Source organism: Campylobacter sp. CH186, assembly GCF_004378925.1.
Taxonomy (GTDB): domain Bacteria; phylum Campylobacterota; class Campylobacteria; order Campylobacterales; family Campylobacteraceae; genus Campylobacter_D; species Campylobacter_D jejuni.
The window spans coordinates 1-915 of record NZ_RYYB01000017.1 but is presented as its reverse complement, the minus strand read 5'-3'; the positions used below and the strand labels follow the sequence as shown (position 1 = coordinate 915).

Genomic DNA, 915 nt, shown 5'->3' with positions numbered 1-915 from the left:
TTAAAACCTCTTCTTCTTAACATCTTCTAAGATATTATTAGCTATATCACTTACTGTGCTAGAAATAATAGCTGATTCATTAGCAATCTCAACATTATCTTTAGTAGTTTGATCAATTTGTGCTACGCTATCATTGATTTGAGTAATACCTGCAGTTTGTTCTTTAATACTTTCTGCCATATCATTGATAGATTGAACAAGTAAATTAGTATTAGCTTCTATTTCAGATAAAGACTTTTGAGTTCTTTCAGCTAACTTTCTAACTTCATCAGCCACAACAGCAAATCCTCTACCATGTTCTCCAGCACGAGCAGCTTCAATAGCTGCATTTAAAGCTAGAAGATTGATTTGATCTGCAATATCACCTATAATACCTGTAACATTTTTAATCTCTTCAGATTGAGTGATAACATCACTAGTCTTAACTGAAACATTTTGCATAGAAGAAGTGATCTCTTCTAAAGCTGCAGCAGTTTCTTCTAAAGATTGAGCTTGAGAATTTGAAGAAGTGGTTAAGCTTTGAACAGCAGCTTGTAGTTTTGAACTTTCATTAGCTAAAGCATTAGCAAAGTCTGAACTTTGTTTTAGCATTTTAACTATTTCATCACCTAAAGCATTAGTAGTTAATTCAACACTACCGCTAGCATTTTCTAATTTATTTCTAAAATCTAAGCTTTTATATTCTTCAAATATTTTATGAATAGCATTCATATCAGAACCTACTCTAGCTTGTAAAACATCAAGAAGTTTATTTAGAACATTTTTAAGTTCAATAAGTTGTGGGTTTCTAGGATTAGCAGTGATTCTTGCTGTTAGATTACCACCTTCTACAACTGATACGGTTTGAACTGATTCTTTAACGGCTTGATTGTCTTGTTCTAAACCTTTTTTAGTAGCAAGGATGTTTTCGTTGAT

1 protein-coding gene is annotated in these 915 nt (G+C 31.9%); it reads right to left on the bottom strand.

All coding sequences use genetic code 11. The features are described 5' to 3' along the window. On the bottom strand, nucleotides 1-915 hold a 915-nt coding region (locus tag ELQ09_RS08155), incomplete at its 5' end, for a methyl-accepting chemotaxis protein (RefSeq protein WP_243834166.1).